This is a genomic window from Spiroplasma endosymbiont of Halictus nicosiae (genome assembly GCF_978018445.1).
In genome coordinates this window covers 2,125,573-2,148,486 of sequence record NZ_OZ389573.1, presented here as the reverse complement: position 1 = coordinate 2,148,486, position 22,914 = coordinate 2,125,573, and the positions used below count along the sequence as shown (strand labels likewise).

At 25.8% G+C, this 22,914-nt stretch carries 30 protein-coding genes, 2 pseudogenes and 1 riboswitch; of the genes and pseudogenes, 21 read left to right on the top strand and 11 right to left on the bottom strand.

From position 1 onward, the window contains the following. Positions 1-24: 24 nt before the first annotated feature. The 3 genes from ACZ91P_RS14610 to ACZ91P_RS14600 all read right to left on the bottom strand — a co-directional run bounded on the left by ACZ91P_RS14610 (position 25) and on the right by ACZ91P_RS14600 (position 4,501). Complete coding sequence (locus ACZ91P_RS14610) at positions 25-441, bottom strand: HIT family protein (RefSeq protein ID WP_465157073.1); 417 nt, start codon at positions 439-441, stop codon at positions 25-27. A gap of 92 nt (positions 442-533) precedes the next feature. After that, the gene (locus tag ACZ91P_RS14605) at positions 534-2,255 is read right to left on the bottom strand and encodes a lipoprotein (protein WP_465157072.1); all 1,722 of its coding nucleotides are present in this window, start codon (positions 2,253-2,255) and stop codon (positions 534-536) included. After that, positions 2,255-4,501 (bottom strand): hypothetical protein, encoded by a 2,247-nt coding sequence (locus tag ACZ91P_RS14600; protein WP_465157071.1) that lies wholly within the window; start codon positions 4,499-4,501, stop codon positions 2,255-2,257. The genes ACZ91P_RS14605 and ACZ91P_RS14600 overlap by 1 nt, the downstream gene beginning before the upstream one ends. Before the next feature lie 212 nt (positions 4,502-4,713). On the opposite strand from ACZ91P_RS14600, the pseudogene sufC reads away from it, so the two are divergent. From sufC to ACZ91P_RS14545, 11 genes and pseudogenes are all read left to right on the top strand, one after another. After that, positions 4,714-5,485: pseudogene (gene sufC, locus ACZ91P_RS14595) on the top strand (Fe-S cluster assembly ATPase SufC). 14 nt (positions 5,486-5,499) lie between these two features. After that, positions 5,500-5,655 carry a hypothetical protein gene (locus ACZ91P_RS14590; protein ID WP_338990909.1) on the top strand — a complete coding sequence of 52 codons (156 nt, stop codon included), beginning with the start codon at positions 5,500-5,502 and terminating at the stop codon, positions 5,653-5,655. Further along, on the top strand, positions 5,652-6,329 hold the full coding sequence (locus ACZ91P_RS14585) for a SufD family Fe-S cluster assembly protein (protein WP_465159016.1): 678 nt from the start codon (positions 5,652-5,654) through the stop codon (positions 6,327-6,329). Before ACZ91P_RS14590 ends, ACZ91P_RS14585 begins: the two co-directional genes overlap by 4 nt. Positions 6,330-6,331: 2 nt before the next feature. Beyond that, entirely contained in the window at positions 6,332-7,561 is a 1,230-nt protein-coding gene (locus tag ACZ91P_RS14580; RefSeq protein ID WP_465157070.1) for an aminotransferase class V-fold PLP-dependent enzyme, read from the top strand. Next, on the top strand, positions 7,562-8,014 hold the full coding sequence (sufU, locus tag ACZ91P_RS14575) for a Fe-S cluster assembly sulfur transfer protein SufU (protein ID WP_114565503.1): 453 nt from the start codon (positions 7,562-7,564) through the stop codon (positions 8,012-8,014). Positions 8,015-8,034: 20 nt separating this feature from the next. Further along, positions 8,035-9,311, top strand: a pseudogene (gene sufB, locus ACZ91P_RS14570) (Fe-S cluster assembly protein SufB). Next, a complete protein-coding gene (locus ACZ91P_RS14565; RefSeq protein WP_465157069.1) occupies positions 9,311-9,862 on the top strand; it encodes a 5-formyltetrahydrofolate cyclo-ligase in 552 nt (183 codons plus the stop codon). Before sufB ends, ACZ91P_RS14565 begins: the two are co-directional and overlap by 1 nt. 16 nt (positions 9,863-9,878) lie before the next feature. Then, positions 9,879-10,079, top strand: a complete 201-nt coding sequence (locus ACZ91P_RS14560) for a hypothetical protein (protein ID WP_465157068.1) — start codon at positions 9,879-9,881, stop codon at positions 10,077-10,079. A 44-nt stretch (positions 10,080-10,123) separates the two neighbouring features. Beyond that, entirely contained in the window at positions 10,124-10,288 is a 165-nt protein-coding gene (locus tag ACZ91P_RS14555; protein WP_465157067.1) for a hypothetical protein, read from the top strand. A gap of 322 nt (positions 10,289-10,610) precedes the next feature. Beyond that, positions 10,611-10,800, top strand: a riboswitch (cobalamin riboswitch). Positions 10,801-10,952: 152 nt separating this feature from the next. Then, positions 10,953-11,450 carry a hypothetical protein gene (locus tag ACZ91P_RS14550; protein WP_465157066.1) on the top strand — a complete coding sequence of 166 codons (498 nt, stop codon included), beginning with the start codon at positions 10,953-10,955 and terminating at the stop codon, positions 11,448-11,450. A 170-nt stretch (positions 11,451-11,620) separates the two neighbouring features. Next, on the top strand, positions 11,621-11,908 hold the full coding sequence (locus ACZ91P_RS14545; RefSeq protein WP_465157065.1) for a hypothetical protein: 288 nt from the start codon (positions 11,621-11,623) through the stop codon (positions 11,906-11,908). 531 nt (positions 11,909-12,439) lie between these two features. On the opposite strand, the gene ACZ91P_RS14540 is transcribed toward ACZ91P_RS14545, so the two are convergent. Next, entirely contained in the window at positions 12,440-12,781 is a 342-nt protein-coding gene (locus ACZ91P_RS14540) for a hypothetical protein (protein WP_465157064.1), read from the bottom strand. Between the two features lie 253 nt (positions 12,782-13,034). Then, a complete protein-coding gene (locus ACZ91P_RS14535; RefSeq protein WP_465157063.1) occupies positions 13,035-13,250 on the bottom strand; it encodes a hypothetical protein in 216 nt (71 codons plus the stop codon). A gap of 387 nt (positions 13,251-13,637) precedes the next feature. On the opposite strand from ACZ91P_RS14535, the gene ACZ91P_RS14530 reads away from it, so the two are divergent. The 9 genes from ACZ91P_RS14530 (at position 13,638) to rplA (ending at position 18,809) form a co-directional block, all read left to right on the top strand. Then, entirely contained in the window at positions 13,638-14,318 is a 681-nt protein-coding gene (locus tag ACZ91P_RS14530; protein WP_465157062.1) for a hypothetical protein, read from the top strand. 74 nt (positions 14,319-14,392) lie between these two features. Further along, entirely contained in the window at positions 14,393-14,560 is a 168-nt protein-coding gene (locus ACZ91P_RS14525) for a hypothetical protein (protein WP_465157061.1), read from the top strand. Positions 14,561-15,201: 641 nt separating this feature from the next. Further along, positions 15,202-15,405, top strand: coding sequence for a hypothetical protein (locus tag ACZ91P_RS14520; protein ID WP_465157060.1), 204 nt, complete (start codon positions 15,202-15,204; stop codon positions 15,403-15,405). 158 nt (positions 15,406-15,563) lie between these two features. Beyond that, entirely contained in the window at positions 15,564-16,004 is a 441-nt protein-coding gene (locus tag ACZ91P_RS14515) for a hypothetical protein (protein ID WP_465157058.1), read from the top strand. A 17-nt stretch (positions 16,005-16,021) separates the two neighbouring features. Further along, on the top strand, positions 16,022-16,402 hold the full coding sequence (locus ACZ91P_RS14510; protein WP_465157057.1) for a hypothetical protein: 381 nt from the start codon (positions 16,022-16,024) through the stop codon (positions 16,400-16,402). A gap of 17 nt (positions 16,403-16,419) precedes the next feature. Next, positions 16,420-16,659, top strand: coding sequence for a hypothetical protein (locus tag ACZ91P_RS14505; protein WP_465157056.1), 240 nt, complete (start codon positions 16,420-16,422; stop codon positions 16,657-16,659). Positions 16,660-16,674: 15 nt separating this feature from the next. Continuing rightward, a complete protein-coding gene (locus ACZ91P_RS14500) occupies positions 16,675-17,382 on the top strand; it encodes a UPF0236 family transposase-like protein (protein ID WP_465159014.1) in 708 nt (235 codons plus the stop codon). A 246-nt stretch (positions 17,383-17,628) separates the two neighbouring features. Then, positions 17,629-18,120, top strand: coding sequence for a 50S ribosomal protein L11 (rplK, locus tag ACZ91P_RS14495; protein ID WP_465157055.1), 492 nt, complete (start codon positions 17,629-17,631; stop codon positions 18,118-18,120). A gap of 2 nt (positions 18,121-18,122) precedes the next feature. Next, entirely contained in the window at positions 18,123-18,809 is a 687-nt protein-coding gene (rplA, locus tag ACZ91P_RS14490) for a 50S ribosomal protein L1 (protein WP_465157054.1), read from the top strand. A gap of 590 nt (positions 18,810-19,399) precedes the next feature. Here rplA and ACZ91P_RS14485 read toward each other — a convergent pair. The 3 genes from ACZ91P_RS14485 to ACZ91P_RS14475 all read right to left on the bottom strand — a co-directional run bounded on the left by ACZ91P_RS14485 (position 19,400) and on the right by ACZ91P_RS14475 (position 20,721). Next, positions 19,400-19,537, bottom strand: a complete 138-nt coding sequence (locus ACZ91P_RS14485; protein ID WP_465157053.1) for a hypothetical protein — start codon at positions 19,535-19,537, stop codon at positions 19,400-19,402. Positions 19,538-20,170: 633 nt separating this feature from the next. Next, on the bottom strand, positions 20,171-20,401 hold the full coding sequence (locus ACZ91P_RS14480) for a hypothetical protein (protein ID WP_465157052.1): 231 nt from the start codon (positions 20,399-20,401) through the stop codon (positions 20,171-20,173). A 74-nt stretch (positions 20,402-20,475) separates the two neighbouring features. After that, on the bottom strand, positions 20,476-20,721 hold the full coding sequence (locus ACZ91P_RS14475) for a hypothetical protein (RefSeq protein ID WP_465157051.1): 246 nt from the start codon (positions 20,719-20,721) through the stop codon (positions 20,476-20,478). Positions 20,722-20,811: 90 nt separating this feature from the next. Here ACZ91P_RS14475 and ACZ91P_RS14470 point away from each other — a divergent pair, with 90 nt between their 5' ends. After that, positions 20,812-21,828 carry a hypothetical protein gene (locus ACZ91P_RS14470; protein WP_465157050.1) on the top strand — a complete coding sequence of 339 codons (1,017 nt, stop codon included), beginning with the start codon at positions 20,812-20,814 and terminating at the stop codon, positions 21,826-21,828. On the opposite strand, the gene ACZ91P_RS14465 is transcribed toward ACZ91P_RS14470, so the two are convergent. From ACZ91P_RS14465 to ACZ91P_RS14455, 3 genes are all read right to left on the bottom strand, one after another. Continuing rightward, complete coding sequence (locus tag ACZ91P_RS14465) at positions 21,793-22,389, bottom strand: hypothetical protein (protein WP_465157049.1); 597 nt, start codon at positions 22,387-22,389, stop codon at positions 21,793-21,795. The two genes, ACZ91P_RS14470 and ACZ91P_RS14465, sit on opposite strands and share 36 nt — an antisense overlap. A 143-nt stretch (positions 22,390-22,532) precedes the next feature. Beyond that, complete coding sequence (locus tag ACZ91P_RS14460; RefSeq protein WP_465157048.1) at positions 22,533-22,742, bottom strand: hypothetical protein; 210 nt, start codon at positions 22,740-22,742, stop codon at positions 22,533-22,535. Further along, positions 22,742-22,885: a hypothetical protein gene (locus ACZ91P_RS14455; protein ID WP_465157047.1), complete on the bottom strand. Its 144-nt coding sequence runs from the start codon at positions 22,883-22,885 to the stop codon at positions 22,742-22,744. Before ACZ91P_RS14455 ends, ACZ91P_RS14460 begins: the two co-directional genes overlap by 1 nt. Positions 22,886-22,914: the final 29 nt, after the last annotated feature.

Below are 22,914 nucleotides of genomic sequence, written 5' to 3'. Positions count from 1 at the left end.
GTATTTATAAGCAAAATACTTTTTTTATTTTAAGATTAACATTTGTTGAATTTCTGCCAAATCACGTAGTTTTTCTTTATTGACATTAATCTTAAAGTTATATCCTTCATCTTTTTGATGTTTTGGAATAATATGAAGATGATAATGAAAAACCTTTTGAAAAGCTTCACTTTTTTCATTGCTAACATAATTAATTCCAACAGGTTTTAATGTTTGATACATTTTTTCGGCAATTATTTTTCCAATTTTAGCAACTTCTGTTAAGTACTCATCATCAGTAACACTATAATATTCAAAGTGCTTTTTTGGAATAACTAAGGTATGACCATCACTATTGGGGAATGCATCTAAAAAAGCATAAACTAAATTATTTTCATAAATTTTTTTACTTGGTATTTTTTGGGCAATAATTTCACAAAAAATACAATTGTTTTCATTCATATTAATTTCAGCTCCTTATGTAATTAATTATAGCAAATAACTACTATCGTTGATTAATTAAGTTATTTTTAATATAAAAAAAGAAGATTTTTTTAATCTTCTTTAATAATATATGATCCGATTGCATTATACAAAGTTTGTGAATAAACATTTTCTGGATTATTGGCAAAGGCTAAGGAATATAATCTTGTTTTTGCTGCTGTTTGTAAATTTTGTTGTTGTGCAAAAGTATATTCAATTCATTTTAGGATTTGACCTTTAATATTTTTATTTTTTGTAATGTCAACTGGTGTTCCATCTTCATTATAAAGAGCTTCACCATTTTCATTGTATGTTCCTAAATAACCTTTTTCATTATATAATCATGATAATGAACGCTTAATACCACCTTGTTGTGCTAATCAAGCTTGATCTAAATCAGTTGGTGTTCCTCCTGACCCGTATCAAGTTAATGATAATTCTTTATTGTTTTTATTATCATTTTTATAATTAATATTCATATTTTTCATTAAATCAACAGCATAAATTGGTAATACTAAGACAACTGACCCGTATCTTTTATTTGTATCTAAGAATTGGTAACTTGAAGGGTCTGTTCCTTCACCTGATTTTATAATACCTGGTGTTTCTGTGTCAATAATTTTTTGTTTATATGCATGAGCATTGTTTAAAGTTGTAAAAATATCATTTGGGTTTTTATTTTTATCAATTCCAACAAATCCTTTAAAACCACTAATCCCAAAAATTGGATCAATTCCATCTTTAATCATATTATTAAAGATTTTACTTTGGTTTTTCTCATTTAACATGTCTTTAAGTTTTTTTATTAAAATATCCTGATTATTAGTTAAATCAGAATTTAATTGTTCAACATTTGCTAATGGCCCTTTATCCCCATCTTTATTATTAAATAATTTGTCTAATTCTTCTTTATCTAGTTTTAATTCTCACACCATTTTAACATATGATTTTCATCGTGCTCCATTAATGGTATCTCATGATTGAATAGCATTAAATAATGCACTATTTCGATTTAGATAAATTGAACTATTATCTCCGCTACCATAGCGCTTAATCTCGTTTTGGTGTAAGTATGTTGCAGTAATAATTTTATCAATAACTGCTGGTATTTCAACATGTGTATAATAATCTTTAAACCGAACTTTTAATGCAACTTTTTTTTCATTTTCTGACATTACATTAAAGTCAGTATAATTAGCTCCAGCACTTTTACTTTTAATTTCGAAATTAGCTTCTCCTTGCTCTTTTCTTGATTTCATATAATTTGGTTTATCTGTTCCTTTTCAGAAATATGATTGAGTACCGCCAACATATCAACCTTCTGATTGATAATCGGGTGCATATCCTTGTCCTGCAATTGTTGTTTCTAAAGGTGTTGAATTAGAAATTCCAGTAAAGTATTTTGTACTTAAATTATCAAGTGCAACTTGCTCAATAAAGTTAATAAATTGTTTTATTAATAATGAATCAGGTTGGTTAACATCAATTGTTACTCCGGTATAACGTGCTCTTGTTGCTTCTTCTGAAGCATAGAAAAATTTTGAAATATTAATATCTAATAATCTTACAGCCATTTCTTTTAGGGCTGCTTTAGTGAAAATGTCATTAAATGAATATTTGACAACATTTGATTCATTTTCTGAATTAATTTGTGCAATAATTCAACGTTTAACTTCATCAGTAATTGCGAGGTCGATAAATCTTTCAAAATCTTTTTTTGCACATGCATAAAGACTTGTGCCAGTAGAAGAAAGAATAGACATTGCTCCTAAAATACTTAGTAGTTTTTTCATTATCGTCTACCTCCTATTTTATAAAAATATTTTATTGGATCTGTTATTACAGGAGGGAATTGATACACTCATAATGGAGTTTCTGCCAAAATAGTTGATTTTGTGTAATTTAAACCAATTTCTTCATGTCATACTTTTGCGTTACTAATTTTTTCAACAATAGTTTTTGGATCAATCTTAGCAGCGGGTCCTCCCATTTTATATCCTTCAATTGTTTTATTTTCTGCTTCAAAACTACTGTATAAACGTTCAACAGCACCTCCTGATAAATTAGTTGACATTGCATTAATAATTGAAATAAATCAATCATGATTTGTCTCATGTTTTTCTAAATCTTTAAAAGTAAGAAAGTTTTTCAATCATTCTTGAGGACCAGCACGATTTGTTAAGATTTTATTATTAAAATTATTGAAAAAGTCATAAATTCAAAATCATCATGTTTTATCATCAGTTGAACCAGAACCAGAACTTAATGTAGCATATTTTTTAACTTCATTTAAAACATTAAATTTTAGTTTACTGTTATTATTGCTATTTACTAAACTACGATTTACTAAATATCATAAGTATTGAGCATTACTAAATTGTGTATTCATCTTTTGTTTTGTTTTGTCAACTATTATGATTTCTGATTTATCTGTTAATGAACTATAATAATTACTTGAATAATTTAAACTTTTAAATTGTCAATTGCTATCATAAGCGTCGTATGATGTTGGGTCAGCATCCTTTATATATTCGTGGCCATCAATATGAACTAAGTTTAAACCATTTGTATCAAAGAAACTAATAACAATATCATTAGTAGTACCAATTTTTCAGGCAGCACTAATTGGATCGGTTGGATTTTTACGATTAATTTTACTTACCGCACCATTTATATCACCAGGCGCAGTTTCACCAGGTGCATTAATGCTATTATATACACTTGATTTTAAAATATTTGATTTAACAGTATCAGATTGTGTACTTAAAGTTAATAAATCTGATGATGGAGTAACTGTACCTTCACTGTTAGTAGTAAAGTCTTCTCAACTCTTAGCTAAGGATAAAGTTCCTAAATCTTTATTAATTTGTGTTTTTGTTGTTTCATCAAAACTATCTACTGTAAAACCAGTATCAGTTGGTGTTGCTCCGGATTTAAAAGCATATGTTATTTTTGAAATTGCTAAAGGTTTTTCATTTTGGAATCATTTTTCAATTATATATTTTTGAAATAATGATAGTTGCCCAACATCATATGTTTCATTTAATTCAGGAGTACCAACTGATGATTTAGATGAATTTTCAAAAACAGGTGTTGCAACTGGTGGATGATTACTCATATATTCCGTAATTTTATAATTAAAAGTTCCTAAATCTGTTGCAATTGTATTAATACGAGTATTAATTTCAGTAATTGTTAAGTTTGATAGATTATTAATAAATTTTTTTTCATCTTTATTTCAACTAAAAGCTAATGCCAATTGAATACGTAAATTTTGATTGTCAATATTTCAATCGTCTGCTTTATTTCCGTTTTTAAGGAAACTAGCAAAATCTCTTAAAATTCTAACTGCGCTTTCAGTGTTATTTTGTCTGTATACACGCATATTGTTATTTAATAAAACATTAGTTAACATTTGTGTTGCACTAATTCCGTCATCAGCACTAGTTGTCATAATGGCAGCTTTATAATTTTGTTCTTCAATTTCATATTTTTTGTTGCCACTAGCACCGCTGATATCTTTATAGTTTGAATCTAAAAAATCATGATATTTTTTTTCTCATTTTTTTTTATCATTGTCTTTAAAACTTTGTTTTTTTTTCTCAACAGTATTATTTGTATTTGTGATTAGTAATTGTCATTGTGTTTTTAAAATGTCTTTTAAATTTTTATAATCAGCAATATCACCGATTGTAGTTTCTTTTGATACAAAAAATTTATCAGGGTTCGCTAAAATTGCAACGCTTAAAATTTGCATTAATTGAACTGACATTTTTATTCTTGTTGTGCCATCTCATTGGGTTGGATAATTTGTTCATTTTCCATTTCCGGCATCTACAAATGGATTTTCTAAGACACTTCAAATATCGGGAGAAGTGATTTTTTTACCACCAAAAATTCCTGGAATTCATGCTCAGATGCTATCACCATTTTCATTTTTATGTTGATTATTTTTTTCTTTAGTACTACAAGCCGCCGTTCCAAATGCGGTTGCGCCCACTAATATCATACTGCTTAGTGATAATAAAAGTTTTTTCATTTTAGTTAATCCTTCCTCTTGACTTTTTATTTTTGTACTTTTTGATAAAAAATACTAAATATATTATATTAAAAAAATATAATAAAGTCTACTTTTATTGTACAATAAAAGTAGACTTTATTAATTAAAAAATAAAGATAATTTCACTTCGGGACTAATATAATACATATTTTCAAAGGAGGGGTTAAAGTGAAAAAAATGAATTCAAAGATTTATTTGTTTCTGCTGATAATGATATTATTTTAAATGGTTTAAATTTAACTGTTAATGAAATTCATGCTTTAATGGGGCCTAATGGAAATGGAAAATCAACTTTATTATCAACAATTATGGGGCATCCTAGTTATACTGTTGAAAGTGGGGATATTTTAATTGATGGGGAAAGTATTTTAAACAAAACGGTTGATGAACAAAGTAAAATGGGAATATTTTTTGCAATGCAATCACCAGTTGAAATTTCTGGAGTTTTAAATTTAGATTTTTTAAAAGCAATTATTAATTCTCATCGTGATTCACCAATTAAATTACCAGAATTATACCAAGATATTAACCGTAATATTAAAAATTTAAAAATTGATGATAGTATGATTCGTCGTTATTTAAATACTGGTTTTTCTGGGGGAGAAAAGAAAAAATGAGATTTTACAATTAAATTTATTGAACCCATCTTTAGCTTTAATTGATGAAATTGATTCAGGTTTAGATGTTGATGCTTTAAATGTTGTTAGTACTGAGTTAAATAAAATGCGAAATAAGCATTTTGCTGCAATTATTGTGTCCCATTATGATCGCTTTTTTAATTTAGTGCAACCAACACATGCTCATGTTATTGTTAAGGGAAAAATTGTTAAAAGTGGAGATTATAATTTAGTTAAAAAAATTAACGAAGAGGGATACGAATGATTATTACAAGAATTAGATTTAACAGTAGAAAATAAACAAAGGGGTGTTAAACCTTTAGCGGGAATTGGGTGTGCTGCTTAAAAAGGTAAGTAAAAATGCAAGTTTTAATGAATGAACAAAAACTTATTGGTGACAATTTTACTATTGATGCAACAATACCCAAATTAACATTTACGAATAATAAAGCTGGTGAAGTTATTAATATTAATTTTGCTACTAATCTTGTTAATGAAACTTTTTTGTTTTTTTAAATTTAACTTCAGAAGTAACAATTAACTACAATATTCCTGCTAATAGTCAAATTAATATTATTAATATTTACAAAAATAGTGAATGTGAACAAATAGCTAATCTTTTTTATAACTTATTAGAAAAAGCACAAGTTAATATTTATAACTTAAATATTGTTAATAGTAGTATTATTGAGAACATTATCTTCAATTTGCGAGGTAAACGTAGTGCTATTAAATATTATTTGGCAAGTCTGTCAACACATGAATATCATAAAAATGCGATTATTTATGCTCATTATTTAGCCCCAGCAACCGAAAGTGAAATTAAAACTTACTCAATTACAAAAGATAATTCATTACAAACTGTTAAATGTACTAGTCATATTAAAAAAACAATGGGTAAATCAGAAGCTAATCAAGAATTACGATTACTAGTTTTTGATAAAACTTCAAAAGCAATTTCTGATCCGATTTTGTTAATTGATAAAAATGATATTAAAGCAAGTCATGTTAATGTGGTTGGGATGCTAGACCCAGAGCAAATCTTTTATTTACAAACAAGAGGTTTGACAATAACACAGGCTCGAAAATTAATTTGTATGGGTTATTTTAAAAATGTGATTGATGCAATTAAGGATGAGGAATTACAAAAAAATATTATTGATGAAATTGATACAGAAATTGGAGAATAACGATGATTGATTATAGAGAAATTAAAAAACAATTTCCTTTTTTAAAAAATAATTCTGAGCAAATTTATCTTGATAGTGCTGCTACTAGCTTAAAACCACAAGTTGTTATTGATGCTATTAATGATTATTATAAAAATTATGGAACTAATCCGCATAATACTGATAGTGATTTAGGATATAAAACAAATGTTCAATATGAACTTGTTCGTCAGAAACTTCAGCATTTTATTAATGCTAAAAAGGTTTCAGAAGTTATTTTTATCCCTGGAGCAACTTATGGATTAAACCAAATTGCATATGGTTTAAGTTTAAAGATTACAGCGGGTGATGAGGTTCTAATTACAAAACAAGAACATGGTGCAAATATTTTACCATGATATCGGATGGCACAAGAAAAAAAAGCAGTTGTTAAGTTTTTACCAGAAATAAATTTTCAAATTGATTTAAAACAATTAGCAACAGTTATTACTGCTAAAACAAAGATTGTTTCTTTTGCTAATGTGCCAAATATTTTAGGGTATGAAAATGATCCAACATCAATTGTTACAATGATTAAAAAAATTAATCCGGAAATAATTGTTGTGATTGATTGTGCACAGGGTGTTATTCATATGCCGACTGATGTTCAAAAGTGAAATGCTGATTTTATTACTTTTTCAGCCCATAAAATTTTTGGTCCAACTGGAATTGGGATTTTATGAGGAAAAGAAGAATTATTGCTACAATTACAGCCGTTAATTGTTGGCGGTGGTATGAATACTCGAATTGATAGTAATGGTTTAGATTATAGTTTAAAAAAATTACCAGACCGGTTAGAAGCGGGTTCAGCTAATATTGCTGATATTTTTGGTTTTGGAGCAGCAATTGATTTTGTTAATAGCCTTACTTTAACAGAAATTATTAAATATAATCATCAGTTAAAACAATATGCAATTCAACAGTTTAATAAAAAATTAAAAGATAAAGCAATAATTTATAATCCTGATAGCAAGGGACCAACATTAGTTTTTAATATTAAAAATGTTTTTTGTCAGGATGTTACAATGCATTTAGGAAGCCGCAATAAGATTACTGTTCGGAGTGGTGATCATTGTGCGCGGTTAATTGGTACTGTTATTCCAGAGAAAAATACAATTAGAGCTAGTTTTTCAATTTATAATAGTTATGAAGATATTGATTTGTTAGTATCGGCACTTGCAAATGAGAAAGATTTTTTAGGAAGGTTGGTTTAAATGGAATTTAATAAAAATGACCCAATGTTTTTACGACAAATTATTATGGACCATTATTCAGAACCACAATACAAAGGTTTAACAAAGAAACCAACAGTTTATTCAATTCATCAAGCTTCTGAATCATGTATTGATGATATTTATTTAGAATTAATGATTGAAGGGAATAAAATTATAAGTGCTCGGTTTGACGGTGTTGGTTGTGCAATTTCAACAGCATCAAGTGACATTATGGCGCAAGAACTAGAAGGAAAAACAATGAAGGATGGTTTAGCAATTATTGAAAATTATTTAGCAATGGTTTTTGACAAACAATATGATGAGAACAAGTTAAACGATTTAATTGCTTTTATTAATATTGCAAAACAACCTAATCGAATTAAATGTGCGACAATTGGTGTTACTGGTTTTCAAACATTATTATTAGATTTATTAAAAACAGATAATGATTAATGCCAAAGGAGGTCTTATTAATGCCAAAATTAAAGCAAGAAAAAGAAATTAAAGAAATTTCTAGTTATAAATATGGTTTTAATGATGGAGATATTTCTTACTATAATACTGGTAAAGGTTTTAATGAATATATTTATTATATTAAACCAACAGAACATATTGCAACAAAATGAGATGAGGTTCCTGAAAAAATTAAAAAAACCTTTGACCGGTTAGGTTTACCAGAAGCCGAATGTGAATATTTAGCTGGAATTAAAGCTCAATATGATAGTGAGCCAGTTTATGGAAGTATGTTAAAAGAAGTTGAAGAAAAAGGAATTATTTTTTTATATTGTGATACCGCATTACGTCAACATCCAGCATTATTTAAAAAATATTTTGGAACATTAGTACCAAATACAGATAATAAATATGCTGCTTTAAATGGAGGTGTTTGATCAGGTGGATCATTTATTTATGTCCCAAAGGGAGTTAAATTAGAAAAAACATTGCAGGCTTATTTCCGGATTAATTATCAGAATAGTGGTTAGTTTGAACGCACATTAATTATTGTTGATGATGATGCAGAATTACACTATATTGAAGGATGCACAGCACAAATTTATTCTGATGATTCTTTACATGCTGCTATTGTTGAAATTTTTGTGGAAAAAAATGCAAAAAAATGCGTTATACAACTGTTCAAAACTGGAGTGATAATGTTTTAAATTTAGTAACAAAGCGTAGCATTGTTGATGAAAATGGTCAAATGGAATGAATTGATGGTAATATTGAATCAAAAATTAATATGAAGTATCCGAGTGTTATTTTAAAAGGAAATAATAGTAAAGGACAATGTATTTCAATTGCGGTAGCAAAGGAAAATGTTATTCAAGATGCTGGTTCAAAAATGATTCATTTGGAAAAAAATACTTCTTCTAAAATTATTTCTAAATCAATGACTTTTAATGGTGGGACAGCAAACTATCGTGAGTTAGTTCATATTGGACCAAAAGCACAGTATTCAAAAGCTAGGATTGAATGTGATACTCTAATTCTAGATGGAAAATCACATTCCGATACAATTCCTCAGAATAAAGTTTATAATAATGAATCACAAATTGAGCATGAAACAACAGTAAGTAAAGTTTCTGAGGAACAATTATTTTATTTACAAAGTTGCGGTTTATCAGAACAAGAAGCTTTGGAAATGATTATTATGGGATTTTTAGAACCATTTACAAGAGAATTACCAATGGAATATGCAGTTGACTTAAATAAGTTAATTAAAATGGATATGGAAGGTAGTGTTGGTTAATGATAATTCGTGCTAAACAAGAAATTCGACAAGAAAAATTGCTTGTAAGAAGCAAGATTTCATCTGAGTTACGACAGCAAAAAGAAACTCAGATTTTTAATACTTTTTTTCAACATTCGGGTGTACAAAATAGTAAAACAATTGCTCTTTATTATTCAATCAAAAATGAAGTTAATACTATTTTTATTATTAAACAATTATTTGCATTAAAAATTAATGTTTTATTACCACGAATGGATGGTAATAATTTAAAATTTTATCATATTACCAATTTAACAACTGATTTAGAATTTAATTCACGTTTTGGTCTTTATGAACCATTAAATTCATTGTCAATAATTGATGCAGAAAAAATTGATGTTCTTGTTGTTCCAATCGTTGCTTTTGATCAAAACAATTTTCGGTTAGGATATGGGAAAGGCTATTATGATCGGTTTTTAAAAAATTATTATCATCTTGTGATTGGGTTAACATTTATTGAACAGTTAGTGCCAACCCCTTTGCCAGTTGAAGAACACGATGTTAAAATAGAAAATATTATTAGTGCTTAAAAATTAAGGAGTCAGAATGAACTTACCATTATTACGTGTTGTTAGTAAATATTGATTTACATCATGACATACTTATTTAGTAACATTTGTTTTACCAGTTATTTTATATTTTATTAGCATTCGTGTGACTAATATGTTTAATAGTAATGCTAGTTATTTATCGTTACCAGGGTCAATTTTATTAGTGGGGGTTCTCTTAGTGGTATTCTTGATTTAGCAATTGCTTTTTATGAATTTCGAAAAACTACTTTTGCACGTCAATTGCATTTATTAAAAGCTTCAATTTATCAATTAATTTTAGTTTTAATTGCTGCCATTAATTTAATTACTAGTTTAATTGGTTCACTTTGGTTATTTTTAATTTCTTTTTTTAGTTATGGTGAAGGAATTCATATTGAATGAATTAATTGACTTGCATTATTTTAAACAATTATATTAAGTTCTTTTTTAGCATCTTTAATTGGTATTTTAATTGCATTTTATTAAATGATTTGAAGGTTATTTTAGTGGTAGCAATTTTATTTTTTTATTAATTGGTTACTTGTTGCTGTTAAGTTATCCATCATCAATTATGGGTAGTGCTTGTTTTTGAAATGTTCTTGCGTGAATTTTAGACTCTAATTTATATCCTAATTTAACATATTTTTCTGATTTACATAATATTTGACTACCTTCGCTAGTTAGTTTAAGTTGAAGTTTTACTTTTTTTTATTTTTGTTATTAATTATTATAAAGATAACTAAAAAAATGTGGTATGATAATTTTAGACAATTTAATAAATAGTTATTTAGAGTTAGGGAATTGAGTGCGAATCTTGAGCTGTCCCAGCAACTGTGATATTGACGAAAGCCACATTAGCCACTGAAAGGAAAACTTTTGGGAAGGCGGTTAGTAGGATGAAATTAAGCCAGTAGACCTTTCTAAATTTAATTAGTCTTATTATATAACTCCTGGGTGTGAGTCATGTAATTATTTTGTAAATAAATAATTTAGTGATTGTTATATAAAAAACATGTTGGGGAATGTTTTTTAATTTACTGCAACTAGAATTAAATTGTCCATTGTTAATTTGCTAGAAAAAAATAAGAAAATGAAAAAAATATTATTACTATTCCTAAGTTCTATATTTATTTTTTCACCAACATTAACAACAATTTCTTGTAAAAATGTTGGTCAATCGCTTTCCTATTGTGATCCAAATTGAATTTATCAAATGAAGACAGAGGAAAATGAAGAATTTGCAGTTGGTTATAATAATTATTATTTACCAACTGCATCAAGTACCTTCCAACAAAAAGATTGGTTAGATCTTAATCAAAAAGCACATATTTATCTTTATTTTAAAAATGTTGTAAGTCTTGATGAAGTAATGCAAAAATTACAGTTTGGTGATACTGCTTATATGCAAGATGTAACACATCTTTATGAGCCAATAACATTTACAAAAACTTATGATGATAATGTTTATATTTCTAATTCCTTTTTGACGCAAAATACCCCTGTTAATGGTTATACAATAATGGCACAAGATAAATGAAAAGATCTTAAAAATAGTAAAAATATGAAGCAACTAAATGATCGATTTTAAAAAGAGTTTGAACAATGAGGAACAATTAGTGATTCTCATCTAGTGCAAGAAGTGGATGGAAAAAATTTGTTTGATGAAATTCTAACCCTTGGGATGTTTTATTGCAGACGGAAATCCAGAAGGCAATATATGGAGTTTGAAGTAGCACTGAAAATAAAATTCAAGTGGGAATGAATATTCCATTAAGCCTTGTTAGTAAAGGTTCAATTAGAGTGTCAAAAACTAAGGCTCAAAGTGTATTTCGAATAGATCTAAATTATCAAGAAGATTGAATAAATAATAGTTTTAATAAAATAAAATACCGATTATCCCACTGAGATTTTTATTTTAAAATCATTGGTGAAAATAAGGCCCAATATATTTCACCACAATTAATTCCTGCAATTAATAATACTTTTCGTGTGACTGTTGTTTTGACATATTTAACATCGCGAAATTGAAATTCTTTTAATATATAAAGGTTATAAAAATGCCAAAATAATTTCATAATTTTATTGTATAATTATTTATAATTATCTTGGAAGGAGATGAAATTATTAAGACATTAACATGACCAAAAATTTTAATGTTTATTAGCCAGCTTGAATTATTATTATTGGCATTTTATTCGCTGCTGGCGTTCCAACAAAAACTTCAATTTACGGATGAGACACAAGTTGACCAGTTTTATTGCTTTTAGGAATTTTGTATATTTTAGTTCCGCTATCAGTTAAACCAGGCTTTTGATCATTATTATGAGCACTTGCCATTACTGGTTTAGCATTAATTTTCTTAGTTGGATTTTTTGCAAAAGCAGATTATCAATCACCCTGAACGTATTTAGGGGCGATTCCTAATCTTTTTATTGGAGTTGGAGCATTAGGATGGATTTTTGTTCACGAGTAAAAATTTAATGCTATTAAGAAATGATATTAAAATTATTTTAATATCATTTTTTTATTTATAAATAAACTTTATAGTAATAAAACAAAAAGAACAAAATCATTGTTCTATTTTTCTTGTTCAAGTTCTTGATTTTGTTCGGTTTGATTAAATTCTGTATAAATTTTTTGAATATCTTTTATTCTTTGTGGTTTAGGAATTGGATTAATTTTTGTCGCAGGACTGTTAATGTTATTTGTTGATATGTGTGATTGGATTGGCACAAGTCTACCATTTTTATCAATCATCTTTTGTAATTCTGCTTGTCCTGTTTGGGGTAAAGAAATTTGATGTTTTTTCTCTTCTCTTGAAGCATCTGTAGCAATTGAACTTCATTCATTTATTACATTTTCATTAATTCCCATTTGTTTTCAATTTTTTGTTACATTTTTGCAAGTAGAACTTGCCATTTTTTCAAATTCTTTTTTATTAAAGCCAAGTGTTGTAAAAAAAGAATTAAGACCTTTTTTAAATGATTTATATATTTTTTTAGATGGTTTTTCATTTCTGATGTAAATTCCATATTAAAATTTCCTTATTAGATTTAATTATTAATTAAGCCATTTATTTTGAAAATATTACATTTCCAAAATCACTTACAATATTTACATTATCATATTTATTTAAAATTAACAATATTTTTTAATTAATAATTGTTTTTATCTATTGTTTTCGTTGGCATAAATAAAACTCACCGCTACTATATTTTAAAATTAACTTTAAGAAGTTAACAACTATCAAAGCTCCAACACTTATTATGTCCAAAATTGCTACAATTTTACATAAATCTGACAAACAAGCACTATTATTTTCTATTTTAGAATTAGTTCTTTCTTTTTCATTATTGTATTCATATGAAGTTATGTTATTAGTTGTCATTTTTCCTCTTTTTATAATTTTTTATATATAATTTAATATAATTCAAAAGCATTATTGTTTACAGTAAAAAGTTTTCATATTTTTTAAATGACATAAATATTTATAAAGAAGATATTTAATAATTTAAAAAATAAAGAAATTAAACAACTTTCTTATTTTTTTTGTTATTTAATTTAAATTTATAAATTAGATAACAAAATGCTTGGAATTTATAGTATATTAACAATTAAGTAATAATATATGAAAGACCAAATTATGTATAAATTACATTAAATGTTATGTAAACACTATATGATATAATAACAATTATCAAGATAAGAAAACCTATTAGTTTAATAGTCACATAATATTATTTGAATTAAATAATGAGTAAGGAGAAAAGAAAATATGAAAAAAATATTTAGTTTATTAACTTTTATTTTTCTTAATGAAGCGGTAATGCCTTTGATAGGTGCTATACAATATGACATTCGAGAAGAACGTGACAGAATACAACAAGAACGAGATAGAAGAAGACAAATTAAGTTAGAAGAAGAAATGAAGAATTATATAGCAATGATAAATAATGTTAATCTTGGTGTTATTAGGCACAATAATAAACAATCTATTTTTGAAAACTTACCAAAAAAATATCCAAGATATGCTAATTTTACTTTAAAGATAGAAATTCCAATAAATAACTATGATTATTCAAATGAACATTATTGAGCATTTGTTAGATTTAAAAGCTTTACGACTAGACAAAATGAGGATGCTTTAACAGCAAAAGTAATTTTTAATACCGAAGATAATTTATCTCAAAAAATAAAGACAATTTTAGAAAATCAAGAAATACAAAATTGAGTAAATGATTTTAGACAATTTTCAGATAATGTTAAATTCTTAATTGATACAGTTATTCCTAAGCTTGATTATAATGCTGAAATTCTTTGAGTATTTAATACTATCGAAACTTTAAAAACTTATTTACGAGAGTTTACTAATATTATTAACATAATTAAAATTCAATTGCAGTTAAAAAAATTTATTATTGAAAATCAGATATTGAGCAAGAAATTAATCAATTAAAACAACAAATAAAAAAATATCAAGATAATTTAGATTTAATACGTAATTGTTCGCATTCTAATAACAATTTTAATGTGTTAACAGATTGTAGTAATTATGGGTTTTTAATTGCTAGTGTTTTAGGAATTTCAGCAGGTCTTTCGTTATTATTTCCCGCTCTTGCCGCTACTATTGCCTTTTTTAGCGCTATTTCAGCTGGAATTACTAGTACAATTGCTTCAACATGTAGTATTTTTGAATAAGGGCGAGTAAAAAACGGGTTTTTCCAAAAAGGGAAAATCCGTTTTTATTTGTTAAAAACAAGCTTGTTTATTAAACTTTTAATTAAATTTGTTAAATTAACAAAAAAGTTAACAAATGTTTTTTTAGTATGATTTTTTCTACTAACACCAACATGTTAATAAACAAGTTAAATAATTAGTTAAATAATGTGTTCAATAACATGTTAGATAACATGTTTAAAAACACTTTATTAACAACAGACTGGAGATTTTTAAAATTGAATATAGTCAAAAACTTGTATATGTTTATATGAATAAAAATTATATACGAGATGTAAAATTTGATACTTTTAATTGTAGAAACTGCGTTTCGCCAAAAACTTATGGTGCGAGCTGATTACAGCCAAAAAAATTAATTTGACCAGGTAAATTTCCTAATTAGGCAAGATTAGGTATTTATTCAAATCAATTGTATGAAGAGTTTATTTTTAAAAATAATAAAAAATTATTACTTGTCATATTTTAGGTTCTGAATTAAAAGAACTTATTGAGAAACAAGCAAGAGGTAATCAGTCGGCATATTCACGGCAAATAAATGACCTAGAAAAAGAGTCTAATAAAAATAATACTGAACCAATAAATTTTAATGAGAATGATATTTTATGGGATTAGCTAAAAATTTAGTATATGCAATATATGACATAAATGATGATTTAGTTGGTATTTATGAATCAGTAGAAGATGTAGTAATTAATTATTATCAGGTTAGTCCAGATAATCCGCTTTTTGAAATTAAAAAAAAGTATGTTCATCAAGTTGTTTATCGTACAAAAAAACAGTTTCATATACAAAATATTAAAATTTAATAAATTTATAATATATAATTTAACAGTAGCAGTAATGTTACACCCTAAATGAAACAACTTCTTTAAATCAGGAGTTTTTATAAAAAATGCGGATTGTGCTCTGCATTTTTTATTTTTGCATTATACAATCATCAATGAAAAAAGGAGGAATTTAAAAAATGGCAGTAAAATATGTTTTAGTTGATGACAATAATCAAGCTATTTTAAATGATGATCGTAGTTTAGCTATTCAAAATGCAGAATTTGTTTTTGCAAATCAAGAAGAATTAGATGCACATAATGCAGAACTTATAAAACTAAAATCAGAACAAGAACAAAGAATTAGCGAATTAATTACACTTTCTGAAAAACAAGCCGAAGAGTTAAAAAGAATTGATATTTGAAATTTTATTGATTCATTAACTTCTGATGAAGAAATTAGAAAAGTTTTAAGCAATACAAATTATGATATTAAAGACGATGTTGCTGTAATTAAAGCTAAGTTAAAATCTGATTATCAAGATTTAATGAAATTAAAACCAGTAAATACTGGTGGAGTACCAACAAATAAAACAGATGAAAATAAAATTATTGATACTGACAATGTATTTAATAAATAGAAAGAAGGAAGTAAATTATGGCAGAAAACCCACAAAGAATTTTTGGAGATATTGCTAATCAAGCAACAAAACGAGACCGAGAAACATTTGAACAATGATATTTACAAACTTATCAACAAAAATTAAGTTGAGAAGCTTTATTTGCTTGAAAAGATGCAAGTAAATTTAGTTTAACATATAAAATAAAGAACAAGATAATTTTATTAACTCTTTTTTTTGCTAATAAATATGAAGAAAGTAAAATTTTATTTATAGAAGATATTAAAAACCTTGATGATGAAATATTTTCTAAAAAAGAATATAAGAAAGATGGATGATTCGTAAAAGAAAAACGATCTAGAAAAATAGTTGATGAATGAGGAGAATTAATTTATCTACGAAGAATTTATCGTAGATAAAATAAAGAAACTAATTCATGAGAAAACAAAGCATTTGTAGATGAAAAAAAGGAGTTTTAAAATATCAAACATTAACTTTAAATTTAGAATTAAAAATATTAGAATTATCTGAGGGAAAAAGACAAAAAGATATTTTACATTGTTTTCCAAACATAAACTTAACTAGAATGACAATTTCAAATGTTATTAGAAAATATGATATTGAATATTTTAGTAGTCATTTATTTAATGAATTTGAAAAGATTAAGTTAGAATAAAATTCATGTCTTTATATTTTTATGGACGAAGGTTTTGTTTCATTAAAAGAAGATAAACAAATTAAAGATTTTAGATCTCGGATTACAACATTTAATACTGGTTTTAATTTTAAAAAATGTAAATATAACAAAAAAGTATTAGCAAATAAAAGAGGTTTTGTTATATTAAAAGAACAAAAAACAGGTGAAATTAATACCGAAGATTATGTTCAAAGAATATTAATGGAATTAGAAAGATATTATATTTTACCTGAAAAATTTAAAATTATTGTTGGTGGTGATGGTGACGGTTGAATTATACAAACAGCTTCTTTTTTAGGAGCTAAGTATGTTTTAGATCGATTTCATTTTTTGAAAGAATTAAAAAGAGCTTTTTTAAAAGGAAGAAAAACCGAAACAAAAACAAATATTTATAATGAATTTTATAATTTGTTTATTAATGGTAAGTATGATAAATTATTAAAAATTGCTAATTCTTATCACAAAACTGAATTAGTTAGATATATTAAAAATCATAGTAAAGGCATTAAAAACCAAAAATTAGAATATAACATTGGTGTTTCAGCTGAGAGTGATATATCTTGATTTCTTAAATCAACTTTGGGGTATGGGGCAAAAGCCTACGCATATAAAACATATAAAAATTTACTATACTTAAAATTAGCAAAAATAAATAAAATTGATGTAATAGAAAATATTAAGAATTTTTATACTTTTAAATAATTAAAATAAGGTAAATTTAAAAATTTATTACTTTTGGGTCGTCTTATTAAAATAATGTGTTAATATAAATTTAACAAATAAAGAGGGAATTGTTTCATTTAGGAACAATAATTAATCCTTAAAAGAAAAAACCCGTATTTAATTTACTCACCCCTTGAATAAAATAAAGTTGTTTTTTATTTTTTTATTGTTATAATTAATTAGGCATTTATTCTATTATTTAGAATATGCTTAAATGTGGTAGTAATGGTAACATTACGTTTGGACCACAGCGAGAATTTAATTAAAAGGAGGAAATTGCTCGTGGCAAGAATTACAAGAATTGCAAAATTAGAATTTCAAGCAGGACAAGCAAAACCAGGGCCAGAATTAGCTTCATTAGGAATTAATATGCCTCAATTTTGTACACAGTTTAATGATGCAACAAAAGAACGAATGGGTGATGTTGTTCCAGTTGTTATTACTGCTTTTGATGATAAGACATTTAAATTTGAATTAAAAACAACACCAGCAGCGATTTTATTAAAAAAAGCAGCAAAAATCCAAAAGGGATCAGCAAAGGCAAAAGATGAAAAGGTAGCAACAATTTCAGCTGATGAAGTTCGCAAAATTGCGGAATATAAACTTGTTGATTTAAACGCAAATGATGTTGAAGCAGCAATGCATATTATTGAAGGAACTGCTCGTAATATGGGGATTGTTGTTCAAGGTATGCCAAGTAAGAAGAAGAAAAACTAAGAATGGCAAAATTTGGTAAAAAATATAATAAAGTTGCTGAATTAGTTGATAAAAATAAAGTATACCCAATTGCAGAAGCAATTGAATTAGTAAAACAAACTGCAACAACAAAATTTGACTCAACCATTGAAGTTGCCTTTAATTTAAACGTTGATCCACGTCATGCTGACCAACAAATTCGTGGAGCTGTTGTGTTACCAAAAGGAACAGGAAAAACACAACGAATCTTAGTTTTAACAAATAGCAAGGAAGCTGCTGCTAAAGCAGCAGGTGCTGATTTTGTTGGTGGTAAAGATTTAATTGAAAAAATTCAAAAAGAAAACTGATTTGATTATGATGTTATTATCGCAACACCAGATATTATGGCAGAATTAGGAAAAATTGGAAAATTATTAGGGCCAAAAGGATTAATGCCGAACCCTAAAACAGGAACAGTTACTCTAGATGTTGTTAAAGCAATTGGCGATGTTAAAAAAGGAAAAGTTGAATATCGTGTTGATAAAAATGGAAACATTCATTCAATTATTGGAAAAGCATCATTTAAAGTTGAAGATTTAAAAGCTAATTATGATGTAATTTATGAAACAATTCGTAAGGCAAAACCAGCGACTGTTAAGAGAGCATATATTAAAAATATTGCTATCACAACAACAATGGGACCAGGAATTAAAGTTTTAATTGAATTATAAAAAAGAAAAAAAGATTAACAATTGTTAATCTTTTTTTCTTTTTTTGTTTCTTTTTAGTTCTTAACGAAAATAATGCTAGATAACTAACTAAAGTTGAAACGCCATAAATTCCAATGCCTGAAAAGAGTACTAATAATGGTGCTAAAACTGGATGAAGATAGGGGTTTAAAATTTTGTAGCTATTTCATCACATTATTCTTCCATCTGTTGGAGCATAACCATGACATTCAACATATATCACTAGTCTGGTTCATGAAAATATAATATATAAAATTGGCAATATTAAACTAAAGTAATTGATTCTTTTAATAAAATATTTAAAATCATGTTGTTCATAATATGAAAAAATACCAAATAAGATAAATGCACTAATTGGATAGTATTCATTATTCTTAGGTTTTTAATAAAATTAAGTAATTAGAAACAAATTAAGTTTCACTTATGACTAAATGATAACAAAATTTATAAAAAATTCAACTTTTTTTAAAATATAATTTTTAGTTGAAAAAATAATTTATAAATTTATGAATTTTGACACACTAAAAAATACTTTTTAAAGTTATTGCTAATTTAAAAAGGTTTTTATTTTTTTATAAAGATAAAAATTGATTTTGAAATTGATTTAAATTAAATATATTAAATTCAATCTTTTCTTTATTTTTATTAGTTTTATCAACTTTCTCATCATTAATTTGATTATTAAGTCTTAACATAGAAGCAATTAACATATTGATAAATGTTTCTTTACAATATATTTTTGCGCCACGCCCTTTAACAGCCTTAATATAATGCGATACATCATCACCCTCAACATGACAACCAATATTATATTCTAATGATTGATTTACAATACCTTCTTCATTACTTTTAATTAATTCAATGGTTTCTAATAAAAATATTTTTTTATTACCATTAACATATGGTAAATGACATATTAAAAAATCTAATAATAATTTATAATTTCCAGTAAAGAAATATATTTTTGCTAATTTATATTTTATTCTATGAATTTTGATTCTATTTCGATTTGGGAATAATTGTTTAAATCTATTTGATAAATGAAATTTATCTAAACTATATGATACAGTGTTATTTTTATATTTTGCTTTTACTGCTCTATAAATTTTTTTAATTTGTTTTTCACCATCACTTAATATTAATATTTTAGTATTTTAATTAATATCATAAGTATCCATTGATTTAAAAATTTTATCAATAAAATTATCAATATTAGATTTATTATTTTTATTCTTATGATTTTTATTCATCATTTGAAAACGCCTTTTTTCTTTTTCATTTTTATTCTGGTTTTTGTTGACTTTTCTTGATCAACACCAACATGCATAGTCGCAAGAAATATTTTATTTTCAATTTTTTTTATTTTCTCGCATTGGTTCAAAAGCTCCGTCAATTTGAATATATAAAACATTATTTGGAATTTTAATTTTATTGTTATTTTTATTACTAATGTAATCGGTTTCTTCTAAATCGGCATTTTTAAAAATATTAGATATTGTTCTTTCACTAATATTTGCGTTCTCTGTTGTATGTAAAATATCTTTATATCTTTTTCCATCACCTATAAAAGACATATATTTATTTTTTAAATTTATTTCAATTCTTTCGTATTTTTTAAAACCTAATTCTTTATCTAAAGGATAACGATTTATATTTTCTTTTTTTCTTCATCATATTTAACATATAATCTTCTTTTAATAGGAATATCTCCATATTCTGTTTTAATTGTTTTTGGCAATTTTGATATAATCTTATATCCTTGTAATATTTGTTCTTGTTGATATAATTTAAATATCTCTTTATTTCTTTCAATCAAGAAATTTTTAGTTTCATTGTTTGTTTCTATTATTTTATCTTTTTTATAATCTTCTAATAAATTTTGTTTTAATTCCATTTTATAATTTCCTTTCATATAAACAAATTATTTTAAAATATGATACTCAATACTTCACATAATCTTATCAAAAAAGGAAGCTATTTAAAAATGCAGGATTTTACTAAAATTAATAACAAAAAACGGATTACTAGTTATAAATATTTAAATAAAAAATATGATTTGAATTTTAGTGACTATAATTTTGGTTTTGATTGAGAAGTATTTAAAGACTTTGTTGGTGATAGTTATGCCCGATATTTTACTTCACCAACTTTTTTTAAGTTTGTTTCAGCGGGGCGTGGTACTAATAAGACATGAAATCACATAGCAGAAAAATTATTTTTTGCTTGTAATTTTACTGATGCTTCATCTAACATTTTACGAAGATATGCCAATACCCATGAAGATACTACATTTGGCGATACAATTAATGTATGTAATTATTTATACGATAAATATGGGATTGATATAGGACCCGACAATGAAAATCGCATTGTTTGACCTAAAAATGTTAAAGAAGGTGTGGCGAAATTGTTTTTCCTAGTGGTGTGAGAATTGCTTTTGCGGGTTATGCTAATGGTAATAAAATTATGGGAAAAGTTGGCAAAGGTAGTGGTATTATATCAGCATGATTTGGGTATTTTTAATTTACGATTAACAATGGGTGCTGTTTGAAATAAAATACCTGATATTACTAAAAAACTTGTTTTAACAAACAAACAAGAGCGACCTGATTTATTTGAACTTGAATACTACGGATTTGAATATAACGATAATGACCCCAGTATTTATGTTTTACGAAATTATCGTAAATATATTAAAGAGTATAATTTACAAGATTTTTATAATTCCAATACAAAACAGTATCAATTTGATAGTTATTCAATTGGTGTGGATTATGCTAATGGTAGTGAAGACCACACGGTGTTTTTATTTAGTGGTTATAAAATTAATGAAAATAATGAATATGATAAATATTTAATTGAAGAAAATGTTGTTACACCAAAAAACGTAATGAATTTAAATGAAATAGTTGAACATTACGGGCAATGAATAATTAATACATTTGATTTCGTCGTATTTTGCTCCTTAAAATTTACGGTCATAATTATAACGATATGTTAAATAATTTAATAAAACTTTATCTAAATCATTTTTATTTATTAAATCTAAAATATCTTTACCTTGAATATAGTTTTTTGCAATACTTCATGGTAAAAAACTTTCGGTAAATCAATATTGAAATACTCTTAAATTAGGGTTTGTTTCAATTGGCATTGATAATAATGGTACTAAACTAGCATTTTCAATATTTGATGATGGATAAGAATAAACACCATTGATATTACCACAACACTTAATATTTCCAAATAACATTGATTTAGGGTATTTAATTTCAATGCCAGTAAATACTGTATCTTCTGGCAATGATTTTTGTAAAACTAAATGAATACTATTCTGATTTTTTCACTTAAAATTAGTTATTTTAACTAAGTGGGTAGATTTAATAATATCAATGCCATCAGGTGAATAAGGACGCTTATATTCTTCGATAATATAACATTCATTTTTATTGTCTTCAGTAATTGGTTCATTAATAGATACTATTTTTAAGTCATAGGATTCTAAAAATTCTTTGTCTTTTTTTGAAATATCATTAATTAAAATATCTTTTTCATCAATCATTACATAACTTGTGCTATTATCTTGGACTGTGGTATTTTGTTGAATTTGTAATTTAAAATTAAAATCACTAATTTCATAACCAGTTATTTTAATATATTCATCTTTGTCAATAAAACCTATTTTAACGCTATTTTGAGAATAGTTTAAGGTTGGTTTTTGTTTTGTCTTAACAAGATTATTAATTTTATAAATATATAAGGTCTAGCACGGTCTTCAGTAAATAATTGTTCTAAATCAGGGTCGCTGTACTGCGATTGACTAGCAAAATCTAATGGAATACTATCAATTGAATAGTCAATTGGTTCATCTTTTTCTGCTAATTGTGCTAACATTTTTTCAGATGGTTTTAACATTATTCTTGTTCTCCTTCTTCAATAGGCGTATTGATAATAGTTTCGTTGTTTTTTAATTGTCTGTTTAAAGTGGCATTTACTGGTAAGTGAACATCAACAATTAACTCGTTAATATTTTTAATATTGAATGTTCTACTGTTCAAAATAGCATTATCATATTTAATTAACTTAA